Origin of the sequence: Streptomyces phaeoluteigriseus, assembly GCF_001896135.2 — a bacterium.
In the GTDB taxonomy this organism is placed as follows: domain Bacteria; phylum Actinomycetota; class Actinomycetes; order Streptomycetales; family Streptomycetaceae; genus Streptomyces; species Streptomyces phaeoluteigriseus.
On record NZ_MPOH02000004.1, the window covers coordinates 68694 to 83740 of the forward strand.

Here is a 15047-nt window from a genome sequence, read left to right on the forward strand (position 1 = left end):
CCATGGCCATGCCGCCCGTACCGCCCAAGCCGCCCGGACCGCCGGGTGACACGCCGCCTCCGGGCGGCTTCGGACCGCCTCCCCCGGGCTTCGGCCACGGTCACGACCCGGGAGGCGGCGACCGCCCCCCGTCCGAGCCGCCTCCTGCGCCGCCCGGACCTCCCGACGGTCCCAGGAGGCGCAGGAACTCTCTCTTCGCCGTACTGGCGCTGCTGGTCGCCGCCGCAGTCGTCCTCGCTGTCGTGCTGATCGCCTCCGGGAACGACGACTCACCGGACGGCGACCCTCCGCCCGGGACGGGCTCCTCGCCCGCCCCCTCCCTCAGCCTCCCGAGCGAGCTTCCCAGCGGATTCCCGACCGAGCTGCCCACTCAGTTGCCCAGCCGACTGCCCTCGCAGGTGCCCAGCCAATTGCCCTCCCAGCTGCCCAGCGACCTGCCGACCGTGCTGCCGAGCGGTCTCGAGTCGCTCCTGCCGTCCCTGGAGGAACTGCTGCCGTGACCGCGCCGTCGTGCGGCACGCGCGCGTGATCCGTCGTGCGGCACACGCGCGTGATGTCGCGTGCCGCACACGCACATCTGTGCCGCACGGCATGGCTGATCCGCCGGGTGTCAGACGCCCTTCGGCAGGCGCACGTACGTCACCGCCGTCTCGATGCCGCTGTCGACCAGCCTGCCCCGCGCGTCGAACGCGCCCGTCCCGTCCGTCATCCCGAAGTCGTTGTCGTTGATCAGGGCGAGCGTGTCGCGGTTCACGAGCGCGACACCCTCGATCTTGCCGGGCACTCCGGCGACCGTGCCGAGGTCGACGACGAGCCGCTTGGACAGCACCGGGACGCCCGAGGCCGCGGGGTCCGCCAACTGCTCCAGTGACGGCGACGTCGCCTCGTCGTCCCAGCGGCCGCCCAGGATGTCCGCCTTGCGGTCCAGCCGCACCAGATGGAGCCGGGCGGCCTTGTCCGTGCGCTCCTCGACCAGCAGCCGGTTCCCGCCCACGGCCACCACGGAGGAGACCTTGAGTTCGGAGGTGTCGTCCTCGCTCGGGTCGACGACCTCGACCGGGTCGAAGCGGTACGCGTACTCGGCGGTGACCGCCTGCTTCTTCGGCGAGAAGCGCAGCAGACGCACGGTGCGCGAGGCCTCGCCCGCGTCCGTGTCCGGCAGCGACAGTGGGCTCTGCATCGCCAGGACGAGGTCGCCGCCCGTTAGCTGCGCCAGCCCCTCCAGGCCGCGGTTGATCTTGCGGTGCAGCAGCACCTCGGGCAGCGCCTCCACCACCGGGTAGTCGGCACCCGTCAGGTTCAGGCCTCTCGGCACGTAGCGGGTGAGGACCTTCCCGCGCGCGGAGACATGGACCAGCGAAGGCCCGTACTCGTCGACGAGCCAGAAGCTGCCGTCCGCCGCCCGCACGATGCCCTCGGTGTCCAGCCCGTTCGGGTTGTGGGGCAGGGGCGTCCTCGCGTCGTAGGAGTACGCCGCCTCGTCGCGCCCCGCCTGGTTCGGCAGGCCCGTCACGGCCTTGCCGGCCGAGGTGGTGAGCGGAATCGACCCAAGCACCTTCACCGTGTTCCCGGACACCCTGATCCGGACGATCGCCGGGTCGAAACCGGGCACGGGAAACGTCCGGCGCTTCGTGCCGTCCACCTTGATCTGACCGTTGGGCCCGCGGTCGGTGACCGTCCAGTACTCGCCCTTGCGGCCCGCCGGGTAGATGTCGCTCCCGATGCCACCCAGGTCCACCCCCCGGTCGTCGGCGACGGCGCCCGGCAGCAGCTCGTTGCTGAACGTCCCGAGCGGGATGTCGCCGAGCGTCGCCGTCCGGGTGACGTGTGCCTCGCCGGACGCCGTGTGCGCGGACGCCGTTCCGGCGGTGACGAGGGCGGCCAGCACGGCGAGCGGTACGCCCGCCGCGACGGAACGGTGGACCGCGCGTCGGCCGGTGGCATGCGGGGACATCGAGCCTCCTGAGGAACAAGTGTGGTGACAGCCGACAGAGTCGATTCACCCGCGGAACACCGTGCGACGCCCCGGTGAACGCGTGGCGTCGGCCGCCCGTCGGGCCGGACCGCACGCCTTCACCGGAGCGGCTCCCACCTCAGGACAGCGCTTCCTCCACCTCCTCGGACGCTACGGCGGCCAGAGCGGTCGCCGGATCCCGGGCCGCGTCCCCGGCCGGCACCCAGCGCCCGCGCTCCTTGCGGTAGGGCCACCAGCGGCCGTCCCGCCCCAGGCGCAGTTGGCCGGCGACCCGACCACGGTCCACCGGTTGCCCCGGGCCCGCAGCACCGGCCGTTCGTCCTCCTCCCAGGCGGTGTCCAGGGCGGCACGCGCGCGTGCGAGGGCCTCGCCCTCGACGACCCACTCCTCCTCGAGCACCGCCAGGGCGGACACGCCCCCTGTGCGCCAGGCCCGGACGGCCAGCGCCAGTTGCTCCCGGCCGCGACCCGAGCCCGCGGCGAGCCGGTCGAGCACCCACTGCGCCGTGTCGGCGTCACCGGGACGGCCCGCCGCCAGGCGCACCGCGTCCTCACCCACCGTCAGCGTCCACGCCGGAGCCAACCGTTCCGCCCCGCCGCGCAGCGCCTCCGCGAGCAGGACATGGGCCTGCGCGGCCGTGCGGGCGGCCAGTATCTCCAGGGCCGCGGGTTCCACCACGCCGGCAGGTGGAGCCTCGGTGTCCAACGAGGGCGGCACGCCGGGCTGTCCGGGCAGTTCGGGCACGGCGGGCAGCGGAGGCAGGACATGCCCCGCGAGGTACGCCTCCACCGCGTCCACGCCCTGCTGCGGCGCGGGCGCGGCCTCGGCAGGCGCCGCGGTGCCGCGGGCCTGGAGATCGGCGAGGAGAGCCTGCTCGCCACGTCCGCGCAGGAGGAGCAGCACGAACGGGTCCTGATCGAGCAGCCGCGCCACCTGGTAACACAGGGCCGTCGTATGACGGCAGTGGTCCCAGGCGTCACAGCCGCACTCCGCCTCCAGGTCGCCCAGCCCCGGCAGCAGGTCGATGCCCGCGGCCTCCGCGTCCTCGACCAGGTGCGGCGGCATCTCACGGTCGAGCAGCGCGGCGACATGTCCGGACCGTTCCACGGTCAGGTCCAGGAACCGGTCCCACTGGGCGTCCGTCAGGACGTCGAGCAGCACGTCGGCCCGGTATCCCGTGCCGTCACGTTCCTGGACGACAGCCGTGATCCGCCCGGGCCGCACCGAGACCGCGCCCACGGCACCGGCGCGCGCGAGCCTGCGGCCCGTCCGCACCTGCTCCCCGTCCAGCGCCCCGCCCTCCAGGGCCGCCAGCCACGCCCGTCCCCACCAGGACTGGGCGAACCCCCTCCCCTGTGCGGGAGGCAGTGCCTCGAAGGTATGTTCCCGCTCGCTGTCGTAGGCGTTCATCGGGTGCCCCCTCGCAGTTCCACCAGCTCGGCCAGTTCGGCGTCCGACAGCTCCGTGAACCCCGCCTCGCCGGAGCCGAGCACGGCGTCCGCGAGATTCTGCTTGCGGCGCAGCATGTCGGCGATGCGGTCCTCGATCGTGCCCTCCGCGATCAGCCGGTGCACCTGCACCGGCCGGGTCTGCCCGATGCGGTAGGCGCGGTCGGTGGCCTGCGCCTCGACGGCCGGATTCCACCAGCGGTCGTAGTGCACCACGTGCTCCGCGCGCGTGAGGTTGAGCCCGGTCCCGGCCGCCTTCAGCGACAGCAGGAACACGGGAACCCCGCCGTCCTGGAAGCGCGCCACCATCGCCTCGCGCTCGGCGACGGGTGTGCCGCCGTGCAGGAACTGGGTCGGTACGCCCCGCGCGGCCAGATGCCGTTCGAGGACCCGAGCCATGCGGACGTACTGCGTGAACACCAGGACGCCCGCACCTTCGGCGAGGATCGTGTCGAGCAGTTCGTCCAGCAGTTCCAGCTTCCGGGAGCGCCCGGCGGTCCTGGGGCGCTCCTCCTTGAGGTACTGCGCCGGGTGGTTGCAGATCTGCTTGAGGCCGGTCAGAAGCTTCACGACCAGCCCACGCCGTGCCATGTCGTCGGCCTCGGCGATCGCCGCCAGCGTCTCCCGCACGACGGCCTCGTACAGGCCCGTCTGTTCCCTGGTGAGGGACACCGGGCGATCGGTCTCGGTCTTGGGCGGCAGCTCGGGCGCGATGCCGGGGTCCGACTTGCGGCGGCGCAGCAGGAACGGGCTGACGAGCCGGGCGAGCCGCTCCGCCGCGGCCGGGTCCCCGCCCTCCTCGACGGCTCGGGCGTATCGCGTGCGGAACGTGCCGAGTCGGCCCAGCAGCCCGGGGGTCGTCCAGTCCAGGATCGCCCACAGCTCCGACAGGTTGTTCTCGACCGGTGTGCCGGTGAGCGCCACGCGCGCGCGTGCCCCGATCGTGCGCAGCGCCCGCGCGGTCTCCGAGTACGGGTTCTTCACATGCTGCGCCTCGTCCGCCACCACCAGGCCCCAGGGGACCTCGCCGAGCCGGCCCGCGTCCATCCGCAGGGTGCCGTACGTGGTGAGGACGAACTCCCCGTCGGCCAGCTCCGCGAGATCACGCCGTGGCCCGTGGAAGCGGCGCACCGCCGTGCCGGGGGCGAACCGCTCGATCTCCCGTTGCCAGTTGCCCATGAGGGACGTCGGGCAGACCACCAGGGTGGGCCCGGCGGCGGAGGGGTCCGTCCGGCGGTGCAGATGGAGGGCGATCAGCGTGACGGTCTTGCCGAGCCCCATGTCGTCGGCCAGACAGCAGCCGAGCCCCAGGGACGTGTTCTGGGCCAGCCAGCCCAGACCGCGCCGCTGGTAGTCGCGCAGCGTCGCGTCGAGCGCGGCGGGCTGTTCCACCGGCTCCTGTTCCTCGGGGCGCGTCAGCCGCTCCCGCAGGGCCGCCAGCCATCCGGTGGGCTGGACCTCGACCCGACGGCCGTCGACCTCCGTGGAGCCCGTCAGAGCCGCACCGAGAGCGTCGATGGGTGTCACCTTGCGGTCCTGCCGAGCCCGCGCGCGACGCACTTCCCGGGGGTCGATCAGCACCCACTGGTCGCGCAGCCGCACGAGCGGCCGGTTCGCCTCAGCGAGGCTGTCCAGTTCCTCGCGCGTAAGGCGCTGGTCGCCGAGCGCGAAGGACCAACTGAAGCTGAGCAGCGCGTCCGCGGACAGGAACGACGGTGCGTCCGAACCGGCCCTGTCCGGTCCGGGACCATCGTCCGGCGGGCCCACCACCGCGCGGGCGGTGAGTGTGCGGGCCAGCTCCCTGGGCCAGTGCACCTCCACCCCCGCCGCCGCGAGCGCCTGTGACCCCTCTCCCAGGAGTTCCGATACCTCCTCGTCGAGCAGGTCGACGGCGTCGGGAACAGCCGCCGACAGCAGGGGCGTGAGCGCCGGCCACGCGCGGGCGGCACGGCGCAGGGTGAGGAGGGCGTCCGTCCGCGCGCGTGAGCCGAACGCCTGGTGGCCGGCGCCGGAGGACGCCAGATCTCGGCGGCGTCCGCGACGAGCGCGGGATCGCTCACACTGTGCACCTGGGGCACCGCACGAAAGGCCGGCGTCGACCCCGTGGGGGCCGTGGGGGACAGCCCCGAGATCTCGATCCGCAGCGAGACCCGTACGCCCGCGTCGTGGCCGGCCGCCACATCGGCGGCCCAGGCCCGCAGTTGCGGCACGTGCACGGGATGTGGTGCCGCGTACGCCGGACCGCCCGTCAGGAGCGGTGCGGCGGGGGAGCGGGGGAGGGCGTCGGCGACCGCGTCCAGGAAGGCTCGCAGCAGCCGCTCCGGATCGGGCAACCGCAGAGGCGGGGGGCCGGTGAGCGGTACGGCGTGCGCCTCGGGAGGCATCGCGGCGGCCAGTCGCCGCACCTTCTCGATGTCGTCGCCCCAAGGGGCCCGCGCGCCAGACGTCGTGATCGTCCGGGGAGAGACCCGGCAGCAGCAGCCCACGTGCGGTGAACTCCAGGGCGGCCAGAGCCGCCGCCCCCCAGAAGGCGACGGCCCGGTGCGCCTCGGGAGCGGCACGCGCGCGTGTGAGGATGTGCAGGGCCTCCTGCACCGGCAGCAACAGGGCCGACATGCGGACCAGTTCCACGCCTCCCGCCCCGGTGGGCCGGACGACGGACACGTCCTCCACCGAGCCGGACCCCGACACCAGGACGGGCGGAACGGCACCGTCGGGATGCCAGAAGGCGACGCGGCCGGTGCGCGCGGGGACCCCGGGCACGAACACGGCGGGGCAACGAGCCAGTTCCACGATCTCGGACGGTGTTTCCGCGGAAACCCACTGCACGGAGATGCCTGCTCCTCAAATTTGACTACTGACGTCGGCCGCCGAGGGTACAGCACCCCGCCACCAAATGCGCACCTCTCCTCGAGGAGGGTTCGGTTCGGTGTGCGATTGAAGGTTCTCAGGGACACCTCAGGGGTGTACGTCAGGGACGTCTCAGGGGTGATGCTGGAACCGCGCGCCGCGCAGAGCCGTTCTCAGACCAGAGAGCGGCAGCGGCAGCGGCCGCGGAGGAGGCGACGCACATGTCGAATAACGCGAAGATCGCGGTAGGGGGAGTGGCCGTAGGGCTCCTGCTGCTGATCTGGCTGCCCTGGTGGGCGGCCCTGCTGATCATGCTGGGAGTTCCGACGGCGGCGTACCTCATGCTGGACCCCTCGCAGCGGCGCAGGCTGCGCCGCGTCTCACGCAAGGAGCTCGGTCGCTGAGGCGCGGGGGGCCGCGCCGTGGCCCCCCGTCGTCCAGCACGCCCTCGTTCGGCTCAGCTCGGCCGTACGGCCATCTTGTCGAGCGCCTCGAGCAGGCCGGGCAGCTCGGGCCCCCGGCCGACCGGCAGCACCTCGCCGGGCTCGTCGTCGAGCAGGACGAAAGCGATGTCGTCGGTCCGGGCCACCAGTGACCAGCCGGGGCCGTCCGCGCGCAGGGTGCGCGCGTCACCCGGCGCGAACGACGAGCGCACGCGCCCCAGCGGAGGTGGTGTCTCGACGTAGGCGCGGACCTCCGCGAGGACACGTCGGACACCGCCGCGCCCGGCCGCGGCGGTGTCCTTCTCACCCCGGGTCGTCTCGGCCGGCTCCGACCCGTCGCTTGCGGGCGCGAACTCGGTGTCGTCGATCTGCTCGCGCCACAGGGCCCACTGGAGCGCGATCTCGTCGGCTCCCAGCCGTCGCTGGGCGGGGCCCCAGGTGGTCGTGTCCGGCGGGCGCAGGGCGGGGCCGCCCGCCGCCTCCGGGTCGGGGTCGTGCGGCGCCCGCACACCGGGCGCCGCGACGGCGACCGCCAGCGGCCAGCCGGGCAGGGCGGCGACCACCGTCCGCTCGTCGGGCGACAGGTCGTACTCCATGCCGCAGTCCCATGACGCGATGGCGACGGCCACCAGCGACACGTCGTCGATGGCGACCGTCCACCGAGCGCCCTCGCCGTCCTGGCCCAGCACCAGGCCGTATCCGTCGGCGAGCGGCGCGAGACCGAGCGCCGCACAGGCCTCCGGGTAGTCGTCGCCCAGCACACTCGGGAACTTCGCCGGCGTCAGCAACACCGCCGTGAGCACATAGAGCGCATCGTCCGCGGCGGCGACGGCGTCCTCTTCCGTCCCGGCCATCCCAGCCTCCCCATCGGTTCGTCCATCGGCGCGCACCCTAGTGCGGCGAGAAGCCGCTTGTCACGACTCCCCGACACGCTCGGAGCTGCAGTTTTCCCACCGGACGGGGGCGAATCGCCCTCGGCCGTCGACAGTGTCACGCCGACGGCAGCCCCAGGAGAGCACGCGCCACGGCCCGCGGTGACTCGTCGCGCTCGCGCGCGAGGGCGATCACCGCCCGGCACGCCAGTTCGTTGACCCCGAACGACAGCGCCTCGGGGGACACCCAGCCCGCCACTTCCTCCATCCTGTCCTGGTCGTCCTCCGCGCACGCGGAGACGTAGGCGGCGGCCGCCTCGAACAGGTTGTGTGCACGTTTCGCGCCGGCTTTCCGCGGGGCACCCGCGGACCGCTCCCCGCCCGATCGCGTCCGCCCGCGCGCGGCATCGAGAAATCGTCCCCAGATCCCGCGGACCGAGTCGAGCATCGCCGACCACCTTCCCCTGCGTGGATGTACCGACCGAGCGTTCATCTCCTGTCGCTCAACGTAGAGTTGGAGTTCCGGCAGCAGAAGGGGGACAGCGCGGTGAAGCGTTACGAGCGGCTCGGACTGATCCGGCGGATGGACCCCGTGACGCAGGCCTCCGAGATCTACCGCCTGACCGTCGCGTACGAGTTTCCGTGGGACTTCACGCGGGCCCTTGAACTCGCCCTCTACCGCACCTACGCGGTGCCGAGCATCGGCAGACTGCTCGCCCGCACGGCGGAGCTCACCGACCGCTCGCAGAAGCGCTACGACGACACCTCGCTGCTCCTCGACGCCGTCGTCGAGCACGGATTCGACAGTGAAGAGGGCCGAACGGCCGTCCGCCGCATCAACCGCATGCACCGCAGCTACGACATCAGCAACGACGACATGCGCTATGTGCTCTGCACGTTCGTCGTCGTGCCCAAACGCTGGATCGACGCCTACGGATGGCGCAGGCTGTCACGCCACGAGATCGTCGCCTCCACCGTCCACTACCACACCCTCGGGCACCGCATGGGCATCAAGGACATCCCCACGTCGTACGAGGAGTTCGAGGCGTGCCTGGACGCCTACGAGGAGGCCCACTTCGGCTGGGACGAGGGTGCGCGGGCGGTCTCGGACGCCACGCTCGACCTGATGGCCTCCTGGTACCCGCGGCCGCTCGCTCCCGTGCTGCGCACTGCCACCCTCGCACTGCTCGACGATCCGCTTCTGCGTGCCTTCCGATACGCCCCGCCGGCACCGGCCACGCGCGCGCTGGTCCGCCGGGCGGTACGCGCGCGCGGACGTGTGGTCCGGCTGTTCCCGCCACGCCGCGCACCGCACCACGCGCGCCAGAACTGGGAGATCAAGAGTTATCCGGAGGGCTACCTCCTGGAGCAGTTGGGCACATGGCCGGTGCCCGGGCTGCGAGGCTGTCCCGTACGGCACGGCGACGGCTCAGCCGCCCAGTGACTCCAGCGTGTCGCGCAGCCAGGTGAGTTCGGCTCTCGACGTCGCCCGCGCGATGGTCAGCACGCCACGCCGGAACGGGTCGTCCAGCTCCTCGGCGCGCAGCGGCCGGTCACCGTCGTAGAAGAAGCTCGCCGGCTCCTCCAGGAAGGCCATGCGGCGTCGCAGTACGGCCGCCTGGGCGGGGGCGTCGTCGAGGTGCCGCAGGAAGGCGAGGACCGCGAACCAGCGGTTCTCGTCGGTGATGTCCCGCTCGTCGGGCTCGGCGAGCCGGCGGCGCAGCTCGAGCCGTCCGTCGTCGGTGAGTCTGAGGACGTGCCGCGGGGCGGCCACGGCACCCGGTTCGGTGGCCCGCACCAGGAGTCCCGCTTTCTCCAGGCGCTTGATCGCCGGGTACAGGGTGCTCTCGGCCACGGGCCGCACGTGACCGGTGAGCGCCGAGATGCGCTTGCGCAGCTCGTAACCGTGCAGCGGGGCGTCGTACAGGAAACCGAGGATGGCGAGCTCCAGCATGACCGCATTCTGCCGCACCGGCGCGGTACCTCTCAGGGGGCGTATATCGATCACGCCATATTCTGGTTACGCAATACATCGGCACCGATGTAGTGTCGCCGCGTTCGAGTAGATCGCGTTGCCTTGAGGAGGTAGCGATGCGGCAGGCCGAGTTCGGTCAGGGCGGAAGCAGGATCCGGTGGACGGAGACGCCGGGGGAGGAGCCCGCACGCGTGTACGTGCACGGGCTGGGAGCCGTCTCGGCCGTCTATCACGCGCATGTGGCGGCACGACCCGAACTCGCCGGCCGGCGTAGCCTCTTCGTCGACCTCCCGGGACATGGCATCAGCGACCGGCCACAGGACTTCGGTTACACGCTCGAGGAGCACGCCGACGCACTGGCCGCGGCGCTGGACGCGGCGGGCGTGGCCGGCGCCGAGCTGGTCGCTCACAGCATGGGCGGCTCCGTGGCCATCGTCCTGGCCCACCGCCGACCCGACCTGGTCGCACGCCTGGTCGTCACGGAGGCCAACCTCGACGCCTTCCCGCCCACGACCGCGGGCAGCAGCGGCATCGCCTCCTACACGGAGGAGGAGTTCGTCGACGGCGGCCACGCGCGCGTGCTGGGCGAGGTCGGGCCCCTGTGGGCGGCGACCATGCGGCTGGCCGACCCGCGCGGCCTGCATCGCAGCGCCGTCGGACTGCGACGCGGATCCGAACCCGTCATGCGCGAGATCCTCACGGGGCTCGACAAGGTCGAGCGTGTCTACCTGCAAGGTGAGTCGAGCGGTCCGCTCGACGGAGCCGACGCCCTGGAGGCGGCGGGCGTACGGATCATGACGGTTCCGGACGCCGGTCACAACATCATGTTCGACCACCCCGACGCCTTCGTGCGGGCGGTCGCCGGAGACGCGTGAACCTCAACTCTCGCGCACGGCCAGTGCGAGGAACCGGGCGTCCTCGTCGACGTACGACGTCATGCGCCACCCCGAACCCGTCAGCAGCGCCCGCAGGTTCGGCTCGGCGCGCAGGTCGTCGGGGGTGATCCCGCGGCCCTGGCCGCGCCGCGAGGGCCGCCCTGCCGATGGGATGGAACAGCGCCAGCACACCGCCGGGGCGCACCACCCGCGCCAGTTCCCGCAGGTCCCGCGCCGGGTCGGACAGATGGGCGACGAGCCCGGCGGCGAACACGGCGTCGAGCGATCCCGAGCGCAGGGGGAGCGCGGAGACGTCGGCGAGCAGCAACCACCCGTCACGGTCGCGTCCGGCCCGTACGGCGGCCTCCAGCATCGCCGGGGTCAGATCGGCCCCGACGACCACTCCCGAGCCTCCCACGGCGCCGCGCAGCGGCGGCAGGGCCCGGCCGGTGCCGCAGCCCGCGTCGAGCACCCGGTCGCCCTCGCGCAGGCCGAGTTCGGCGACCGCGGCCGCGTAGGCGGGACCGTCGTCGGGGAATCTGCTGTCCCAGTCCGCCGCGCGCGGGGTGAAGAACTCCTGGACGTGTGTGTGGTCGTCGCTCATGTTCCGCATGATCCCTCACCGACACGGAGGATGCCCCGGCGCACATGTTCGAGCGGGAGGCGATCGCTCCGGCGCATTTCTGCGTCACATTGCGGCAGCTTTCGAAATGCGCCCCCTTTGTGCTCCCGTGCCCCGGCTAGCGTCCCGGACCCATGGGACACCTGGACCACGCCACCTTCGGCTGGCTGACCCCCGTGCTGTCGTACGCGATGGCCTGCATCGGCGCCGCCCTCGGGCTGCGCTGCACCGTCCGTGCGCTGGGCGCGACCGGGCGCTCGCGCCGCAACTGGCTCGTCACGGCGGCTTCGGCGATCGGCACCGGTATCTGGACCATGCACTTCGTGGCCATGCTCGGCTTCGGCGTCAGCGGGACCGACATCCGTTACGACGTTCCGCTGACCGTGCTCAGCCTCCTGGTCGCCATGGTCGTCGTGTGTGCCGGGGTGTTCGCCGTCGGCTACGGCCGGGACCGCACGCGCGCGTTGCTCGTCGGCGGGCTCACCACCGGGCTCGGTGTGGCGAGCATGCACTACCTGGGCATGGCCGCCGTGCGACTGCACGGCGACGTCACCTACGACCCGATGCGCGTCGGGCTCTCCGTCGCCATCGCCGTCGTCGCGGCGACCGCGGCGCTCTGGGCGGCGCTGAACATCAAGTCGCCGGTCGCGGTCACCCTTGCCTCCCTGGTGATGGGCGCGGCAGTGAGCAGCATGCATTACACCGGAATGGTCGCCGTCCATGTCCAGGTCACGCCCTCGGGCGAAACCCTGCCCGGCGCCACGGCGATGCAGTTCATCTTCCCCCTCGCCGTCGGCCTCGGGTCCTATCTCTTCCTGACCTCGGCCTTCGTCGCGCTCTCGCCCACCACGGGGGAGCGCGAGGCGTCCGCCTCCGCCCAGCAGGCGGAGAGCGCCGCCGGCCGTCAGCAGGCCCGGACCGTGTGATGGGACCGGAGACCCGTCCTGAGAACCACTGACGAGCGAGGAGGCCATGCGTAAACCCCGTAGGACCCCCACGGACGGCGCCGAGACGCCGACCCCCCTGCGTGGGCGCCGAGCCCATGCCGGACCACCCGCGGACGAGGGGCCGGACGAACAGATGGCCACACCGACGGACGCGACACCCCCACGCGCGGGACACTGGCGGATCCGGCCGCGCACCGTCCGCGCCAAGATCGTCTGCCTGTTGATGGTGCCGGTCGTCTCCCTGCTGGCGCTGTGGGCCTACGCCACGGTCACCACCGCCCAGGACATCTCCCGGCTGCGCCAGTTGCAGCGGGTGGACGCCCAGGTCCGCACCCCCGTCGCCGCGGCCGTGGCCGCCTTGCAGAACGAACGGGCGGCCGCCGTCCGGCACGCCACCGACCCCGCCGCCGGGCAGGGCGGTGACCTCAGGAAGCTCGGTGAAGCGACCGACCGCTCGGTGGCCGCACTCCGGCTCGGCGACGCCGGCACCGTGGCCGACGGCCAGGACCTGCCCGCGGGAGTCGCCCAGCGGATCGAGGCGTTCGTGACCGGAGCCGAGCAACTGCGCCCGCTGCGGACCGCGGTGCTCGACGGCAGCACGGGCTGGGAGCAGACGTACGGGCGGTACACCCGCACCATCGCGACCGCCTTCTCCGTCGGTGGGGCCCTCTCCGGCATCCAGGACGCCGAACTCGGCTCCGACGCGCGCGTGCTGGTCGAGTTCTCCGCGCGGGTGAGGCCCTGGCCCAGGAGGACGTCGTACTCGGCAGCGCCCGTCTCGCGGGCCGCCTCGACGGTGAGCGCATGCGGCTGTTCACCGGCGCCGTCGAAACGCGCCGCTCGCTGACCGAAACAGCCGTGGTGGACCTCCGCGGCCCCGAACGCACCGCCTGGCGAAGCCTGGCAGCGGGCAGCGCCTACGCCGCAGTGGACTCCATCGAGGACAAGGTGCTCGACGGCGGTCCGGGCGCGAAGGCCGTCGCCGCCGCTCCGGAGGCGACCTGGGGCACGGCCCACGCGCGCGTGCAGGACGGGATGCGGACCATCGAGGCCGACGCCGCCCGCGATGTCGCCGAGCGCGCCGACCCGTTCACCCGCGGCCTGCTCACCCCGGCCGGCGCCGCGGTCCTGTTCGGCCTCGCCGCCGTCGCGGCCTCGCTCGTGATCTCCGTGCGCATCGGCCGCGGCCTCGTCGTCGAACTCGTCAGCCTGCGCAACGTCGCCCTGGAGATCGCCCGGCGCAAACTCCCCGAGGCCATGCGGAAACTGCGGGCGGGCGAGGAGATCGACATCCGGGCCGAGGCCCCGTCCGGACCGCGCGCCGAGGACGAGACCGGCCAGGTCGCCGAGGCCCTGGGCACCGTGCACCGCGCCGCGCTGCGGGCCGCGGTGGAGCGCGCCGAACTCGCCAGCGGAATTTCCTGGGTCTTCGTCAACCTCGCCCGCCGCAGCCAGGTCCTCGTCCACCGCCAGCTCAGCCTCCTGGACAGCATGGAGCGCCGCTCCGACGACCCGAACGAACTGAGCGACCTCTTCCGGCTCGACCACCTCACCACCCGCATGCGGCGCCACGCCGAGAGTTTGATCATCCTCTCCGGAGCCGCACCCGGACGGGCCTGGCGCATGCCGGTCTCGCTGACCAACGTGGTGCGCGCCGCCGTCTCCGAGGTCGAGGACTACGCGCGCGTGGAGGTACGACAACTCCCGGAGACCTCCGTCAAGGGCACCGCCGTCGCCGACCTCACCCACCTGCTGGCCGAAATCGTCGAGAACGCCGCCCAGTTCTCACCGCCGCACACGCGCGTGCGCGTCACCGGGGAACCCGTCGGCAACGGCTACGCCGTCGAGGTCGAGGACCGTGGCCTCGGCATGGGCAAGGAGACCCTGGCCGAGGCCAACCGGCGCATCGAGCAGTCCGAGGCTCTCGACCTGTTCGACAGCGACCGGCTCGGTCTGTTCGTCGTCAGCAGGCTCGCGGCGCGCCACGGTGTCAAGGTGCACCTGCGCACCTCGCCCTACGGCGGCACCACCGCGGTCGTCCTGCTGCCCACCGCCCTGCTGCACAACGGCACGCCGGAACGTTCCGCCCGCGAGGTCGCGCGGTCGGAGGAGCAGCCTCGGGAACGCGAGTACGCGCGCGTGTCCGCCGCCGACCGCCCGCAGGACGCCGTCCCCACGACCGCCCAGCGGCCGGCACTGGTCTCCCCCGTCCGGCCGCCGCGGAGCCGACGGCCGCCGACGCCCCACCCCCCGCAGTCACCACCCTGCGCCTGCACCGCCCCCCGGACGACTCCGCCGGATCGGATCGGTCGGGCAGGTCGGACAGGACGGGTGGACCCGATGCATCCGACGGATCGGATGCGTCGGACGACCTTCCGCGCCGGGTCCGGCAGGCCAGCCTCGCTCCCCAGCTACGCCGGTCGGCCACCGAGGAACCGGCCCGGACCGCCGGCCCGCGGAACGACGACCGGCACACCCCCGAACTCGTACGGGACCGCATGGCCGCCTACCGCGACGGCTGGGCCCGAGGCGGCGGCAGGCAACCCGGCCGCGGTGCCGCACCGGGCCGTCAAAGCAGTGAAGGAGACCCCGCATGATCCACGACCCGAGCATGAGATCGGCCCAGCGGTCCGGCGAACTCGACTGGCTGCTGGACGACCTGGTCATGCGCGTGAGCGAGGTACGGCACGCCGTGGTGCTCTCCAACGACGGCCTCGCCGTCGGCGCCTCCACCGGCCTCAATCGTGAGGACGCCGAACACCTCGCCGCTGTCGCCTCCGGCTTCCACAGCCTCGCCAAGGGCGCCGGACGGCACTTCGGGGCCGGCGGCGTACGCCAGACCATGGTGGAGATGGACGACGGCTTCCTGTTCGTCGCCGCCGCCGGCGACGGCTCCTGCCTCGCCGTCCTGACCGCCGTGACCGCCGACATCGGCTTGGTGGGCTACGAGATGGCGCGGCTGGTCAAGAGAGTCGGAGAGCACCTCTACACGCCGCCGCGCGTCTCCGAGCGACCGCCCACCGCCGGATGAGGCGAGAGG

Annotated in this window: 10 protein-coding genes and 4 pseudogenes; 7 read left to right on the top strand and 7 right to left on the bottom strand. The window is 72.8% G+C overall.

Features of this window, described 5'->3' with window-relative positions; translation table 11 throughout:
- Nucleotides 1–2: 2 nt before the first annotated feature.
- The gene (locus BM536_RS41635; protein WP_073491060.1) at nt 3–500 is read left to right on the top strand and encodes a hypothetical protein; all 498 of its coding nucleotides are present in this window, start codon (nt 3–5) and stop codon (nt 498–500) included.
- A 110-nt stretch (nt 501–610) separates the two neighbouring features.
- On the opposite strand, the gene BM536_RS03020 is transcribed toward BM536_RS41635, so the two are convergent.
- The 3 genes and pseudogenes from BM536_RS03020 to BM536_RS03030 form a co-directional block, all read right to left on the bottom strand.
- Nucleotides 611–1954 carry an esterase-like activity of phytase family protein gene (locus BM536_RS03020; RefSeq protein WP_073491058.1) on the bottom strand — a complete coding sequence of 448 codons (1344 nt, stop codon included), beginning with the start codon at nt 1952–1954 and terminating at the stop codon, nt 611–613.
- A gap of 139 nt (nt 1955–2093) precedes the next feature.
- Nucleotides 2094–3385, bottom strand: a pseudogene (locus BM536_RS03025) (SWF or SNF family helicase).
- Nucleotides 3382–6252: pseudogene (locus tag BM536_RS03030) on the bottom strand (SNF2-related protein). The pseudogenes BM536_RS03025 and BM536_RS03030 overlap by 4 nt, the downstream one beginning before the upstream one ends.
- A gap of 242 nt (nt 6253–6494) precedes the next feature.
- On the opposite strand from BM536_RS03030, the gene BM536_RS03035 reads away from it, so the two are divergent.
- Nucleotides 6495–6677: a hypothetical protein gene (locus BM536_RS03035; protein WP_073491056.1), complete on the top strand. Its 183-nt coding sequence runs from the start codon at nt 6495–6497 to the stop codon at nt 6675–6677.
- 53 nt (nt 6678–6730) lie between these two features.
- On the opposite strand, the gene BM536_RS03040 is transcribed toward BM536_RS03035, so the two are convergent.
- Entirely contained in the window at nt 6731–7570 is an 840-nt protein-coding gene (locus tag BM536_RS03040; RefSeq protein WP_094102475.1) for a hypothetical protein, read from the bottom strand.
- A gap of 136 nt (nt 7571–7706) precedes the next feature.
- Complete coding sequence (locus BM536_RS03045) at nt 7707–8036, bottom strand: hypothetical protein (protein WP_073491054.1); 330 nt, start codon at nt 8034–8036, stop codon at nt 7707–7709.
- 99 nt (nt 8037–8135) lie between these two features.
- On the opposite strand from BM536_RS03045, the gene BM536_RS03050 reads away from it, so the two are divergent.
- Complete coding sequence (locus BM536_RS03050; RefSeq protein ID WP_073491079.1) at nt 8136–9032, top strand: oxygenase MpaB family protein; 897 nt, start codon at nt 8136–8138, stop codon at nt 9030–9032.
- On the opposite strand, the gene BM536_RS03055 is transcribed toward BM536_RS03050, so the two are convergent.
- Nucleotides 9018–9542: a PadR family transcriptional regulator gene (locus BM536_RS03055; RefSeq protein ID WP_073491052.1), complete on the bottom strand. Its 525-nt coding sequence runs from the start codon at nt 9540–9542 to the stop codon at nt 9018–9020. The genes BM536_RS03050 and BM536_RS03055 overlap by 15 nt on opposite strands.
- A gap of 137 nt (nt 9543–9679) precedes the next feature.
- Between BM536_RS03055 and BM536_RS03060 the strand changes: the two genes are divergently transcribed.
- Complete coding sequence (locus tag BM536_RS03060; protein ID WP_094102477.1) at nt 9680–10438, top strand: alpha/beta fold hydrolase; 759 nt, start codon at nt 9680–9682, stop codon at nt 10436–10438.
- Nucleotides 10439–10441: 3 nt separating this feature from the next.
- Here the strand turns inward: BM536_RS03060 and BM536_RS03065 are convergent.
- Nucleotides 10442–11042, bottom strand: a pseudogene (locus tag BM536_RS03065) (class I SAM-dependent methyltransferase).
- 152 nt (nt 11043–11194) lie between these two features.
- On the opposite strand from BM536_RS03065, the gene BM536_RS03070 reads away from it, so the two are divergent.
- The 3 genes and pseudogenes from BM536_RS03070 to BM536_RS03080 all read left to right on the top strand — a co-directional run bounded on the left by BM536_RS03070 (nt 11195) and on the right by BM536_RS03080 (nt 15038).
- On the top strand, nt 11195–11986 hold the full coding sequence (locus tag BM536_RS03070) for an MHYT domain-containing protein (RefSeq protein ID WP_073491050.1): 792 nt from the start codon (nt 11195–11197) through the stop codon (nt 11984–11986).
- A 46-nt stretch (nt 11987–12032) separates the two neighbouring features.
- Nucleotides 12033–14604, top strand: a pseudogene (locus BM536_RS03075) (sensor histidine kinase).
- Nucleotides 14601–15038: a roadblock/LC7 domain-containing protein gene (locus BM536_RS03080; protein ID WP_073491049.1), complete on the top strand. Its 438-nt coding sequence runs from the start codon at nt 14601–14603 to the stop codon at nt 15036–15038. Before BM536_RS03075 ends, BM536_RS03080 begins: the two are co-directional and overlap by 4 nt.
- The last annotated feature ends 9 nt before the right edge of the window (nt 15039–15047 follow it).

Coding starts and splice junctions, on each gene's coding strand:
- BM536_RS41635 (WP_073491060.1), top strand. CDS start 3: ATGGCCATGCCGCCCGTACCGCCCAAGCCGCCCGGACCGCCGGGTGAC.
- BM536_RS03020 (WP_073491058.1), bottom strand. CDS start 1,954: ATGTCCCCGCATGCCACCGGCCGACGCGCGGTCCACCGTTCCGTCGCG.
- BM536_RS03035 (WP_073491056.1), top strand. CDS start 6,495: ATGTCGAATAACGCGAAGATCGCGGTAGGGGGAGTGGCCGTAGGGCTC.
- BM536_RS03040 (WP_094102475.1), bottom strand. CDS start 7,570: ATGGCCGGGACGGAAGAGGACGCCGTCGCCGCCGCGGACGATGCGCTC.
- BM536_RS03045 (WP_073491054.1), bottom strand. CDS start 8,036: ATGCTCGACTCGGTCCGCGGGATCTGGGGACGATTTCTCGATGCCGCG.
- BM536_RS03055 (WP_073491052.1), bottom strand. CDS start 9,542: ATGCTGGAGCTCGCCATCCTCGGTTTCCTGTACGACGCCCCGCTGCAC.
- BM536_RS03060 (WP_094102477.1), top strand. CDS start 9,680: ATGCGGCAGGCCGAGTTCGGTCAGGGCGGAAGCAGGATCCGGTGGACG.
- BM536_RS03070 (WP_073491050.1), top strand. CDS start 11,195: ATGGGACACCTGGACCACGCCACCTTCGGCTGGCTGACCCCCGTGCTG.
- BM536_RS03080 (WP_073491049.1), top strand. CDS start 14,601: ATGATCCACGACCCGAGCATGAGATCGGCCCAGCGGTCCGGCGAACTC.